This window comes from Bartonella sp. AA126HLJHH, from assembly GCF_042197425.1.
Classification (GTDB): domain Bacteria; phylum Pseudomonadota; class Alphaproteobacteria; order Rhizobiales; family Rhizobiaceae; genus Bartonella.
Genome location: NZ_JBHIRU010000054.1, coordinates 1 through 3,482 on the forward strand (window position 1 = coordinate 1; position 3,482 = coordinate 3,482).

At 46.5% G+C, this 3,482-nt stretch carries 1 protein-coding gene; it reads right to left on the reverse strand.

The window, feature by feature from the left end:
• Positions 1-3,482, reverse strand: a 3,482-nt coding sequence (locus ACFIQC_RS09385; protein WP_375707096.1) for a hypothetical protein, incomplete at both ends; no start/stop codon positions are given.

Here is a 3,482-nt window from a genome sequence, read left to right on the forward strand (position 1 = left end):
GTTACATGTTCGGTATAATTACGGTTTGTTGTTATATTGGTACGATACATTGATTTCGTATTTTCACCCGTCCCTGACTGAAGATAAATATCAACCCAAAGATCTGTAGAGGGGTCATAAACCATACCTTCTGGTGAACTATGCGGACGGTGATTGAGACACCAAACTGAATTGGGTAAAATATCCCCTGCTCTATAACCAGACAATGGATGACCGGAAATCGTACCAACATCCGCACAAAGCGTATGAAACCCTCCTATCTTGCGCGAATTACTCACTGTGTAATTCCTTGGATACGTAGAGTTTTCTGATAAAACAAATTTATGAGACTGTCTTCCATCAGAAACCAAATAAACATAATAATCCTTCCCCGCCGAAATAGAAGAAACGTTTATTATTGTATCTTCCGTATAACTTGCAACCAAAGTATCATTGCCTAATGCCAAGGTTATACGCGTTCCTTTCTTCAATGTGAGTTGTTTTTTCCCTGTTGCAATAAGAAACGGCGTGGAAATTGAAAGAACCGTTAAATTGGACTGTTTCAGTAAATTGTTTACCTCTTCCGCTAGCGCTTTTGCCTGTGAAGCTACTGTATGAGCTGTTGTCGCTGTTTCCAGAGAACTCTTGATACCACTAAGCTCTTTCTTCATTGTATCGGCGGTTGTTTTGGCTTCTTCTGCTGTCCTTTTCGCTCTATCGGCTACTTCCTTGGCTTTTTCGGCTTCGCTCTTGGCTTGATAGGCTTGTGAATCTGCCGCCTCGGCTTTTTTCTTGGCTTCTTCGCCTGCCGTTTCTGCTAAACTTGCTGTAAGCTTAGCACTATCTGCTGTTTCATTCGCTTTGTGGGCTTTATTCCACGCTGCATTCGCTGTGCTTTTTGCATTTTCCACCTCACTACGCGCTTGCGTCGCATCATGTCTTGCATAACCAGCAGACTCCTTGGCTTCCTTGGCTATTTTTTGTGCCTCTTCCGCTTCTTCTTCTAAAGACGCGGCTTTCTTACCCGCTGTTTCGGCTGCCCTCTGCGCCTCTCCTGCTATATATTTTGCATTACTCGCTATTTCCTTGGCTTTTTCTACTTCATTCTTGGCTTCATACGCTCGGTCATCGGCTTTCTCTGCTATTTTCTTGGCTTCTTCACCTGCCATTTCTGCTAATCTTGCTATAGTCTTAGCGTTATTGGCTGCTTCATTCGCGTCGTAAGCTTTACTCCACGCTTCATTCGCTGTGCTTTTTACTTTTTCCACCTCACTACGCGCTTGCTCCGCATCATGGTTAGCATAACCTGCTGTCTGTTTGGCTTCTTTTGCTATTTTTTGTGCTTCTTCTGCGGCTGCTTCTAAAGACGCGGCTTTTTTACCCGCTGTTTCAGCTGCCTTTTGCGCCTCTCCTGCTGCATATTTTGCACTATTAGCTATTTCCTTGGCTTTCTCTACTTCACCCTTAGCTTCATACGCGTAGTCATTGGCTTTCTCCGCTATTTTCTTGGCTTCTTCACCTGCTGTTTCCGCTAATCTTGCTATAACCTTGGCGTCCTTCGCTGTTTCATTCGCGCTGTGGGAATTACTCCACGCTTCATGAGCTTTGTTGTCTGCTGCTTCGGCTTTTTTCTTGGCTTCGTCTGAATACATCCGCGCTAAACTTGCTATAGTCTTAGCGTCACCTGCTACTTCCTGCGCTTTATTGGCATTACTCCATCCTTCATGAGCTGTACTTTTTGCCTTTTCTACCTCACTGCGCGCTTGTGCCGCCTCATGGTTAGCATAACCAGCTGTCTGTTTGGCTTCTTTCGCTATCTTTTCAGCTTCACCCGCTACTGTCTCTACCTGTGATGCCTTCTTTTGTGCACCATCAGCTACCTTCTTTGCCTCGTCCGCTGTCGACTTCGCACTATTGGCTAATTGTTTTAGACCATCCAAAGCACCTTTCGTTTCTTCTGCTACCTTCTCTGCTGCTTCCGCTTTACTCTTTGCTGCTGTAGCTATACCCTTCAACGCCTCCACACTCGCTTCACCTGCCGTTTCTCCTGAACGCACCGATGCTTCTGCTGCTACCTTCGCTTCGTTGGCTATTCGTGTTGCTTCTGTTGCACTCTGTTGCGCTTGCTCGGCTTTCGTCTGTGCACTATCCAACGCACTTTTGGCTTCTAAGGCTGTCGCTTTGGCGCTCCTTGCTTCTTCTTTTGCTTCTTCTGATAAGCTTTTTGCACTAGAGGCGGTTTGACTTGCTTGTTCACTCGTGGATTTCGCCTCAGTCGCAACAGTCTCTAAATTTTCTGCTTTAGATTTCGCATCGCTAGCCTCTTTTACAGCTTGCTCTACTTTCCCTGTCGCCTTATCAACGGCGCTTTTCGCTTCCTCCGCCAAACCCTTCGCCTCAGATGCCGTACTCTTAGCTTCTCTTGCTTCTGTTAATGCTGTAGTCGCTGTAGATTTTGCTTCATTCGCAACTGCCTCTACACTTTCGGCTTTAGCCTTTGCTGTTTCTGCTGTCTCCTGTGATGCTGCTGCCAACCGTTTTGCTTCTTCTGATAATGTTTTAGCTGCCTCAGCAATCCCTTTCGCATCATTGGCTATACTAGATGCCCCGCCCGCTGTTGTTTTCGCAGAAGTCGCTTCTCTTAATGCCTGTTCTGATGCCTTTTGCGCCTCTGTAGATGCCGTATTCGCTTTTTCCGCTAAACCTTTCGCCTCTTCTGACGTGCTTACAGCTGCCTCTGATTGTGATTTGGCTTCTCTTGAAGCTGTTAATGCTGTCTCTACTCCCGCTTGTACTTGTGAGGCTGTTTTTGTGAGTTCTGTAACAGAAGATGTCGCACCTTCTGATAACTCTTTTGCTTGTTCTGCAATATCCTTGGCATCATCGGCTGCCTGTTTGGCTCCATCTGCCTTTAGACTTGCTTGCATGGCTACAGTCTTAACTTCATGACACGTCGCTACCGCCGTCGCTGCTACTTGCGTCGTCTCTGTTGCTGTTTGTGAAGCTTCTCTTGCTGTTTGTTCTGCACGCGTTGCAATGGTCTTCGATTCATCGGCTAACCTCTTGGCTTCGGTCGATAAATTAACAGCATTCTCACTGCTCTGTTTGACCTCTTCAAAACGTTGTAATGCCGTAGCCAATGAACCTTTCGTACTATTGATTTCCCCTGAGGCTCTATCGACTGCTGCTTTTGTCTCTTCTGCCATGCGCTTCGCTGCATCAGAAGTATTCTTGGCTTCTTCTGCTAAGCCATTGGCTGTATCCGCTGTCTCTTTCGCAAGGCTAGCCGTTGTCGTCGCTGCTTTAGCTTCTTCCTTCGCTTCATGAGACGTCGTAAGCGCTGTTGTCGCTGTTTGAACTGTTTTCGTCACTTCGCTAAGCGCTTGTTCCGAAACCCTCTTCGATTCTTCTGCAACCTGTTGCGCACCATTCGCACGCGCCATGGCTTTTTCTGCTTCTTTCCTTGCATTAACAACCTGCTCTAACGGCGCAAAGGTTTCATA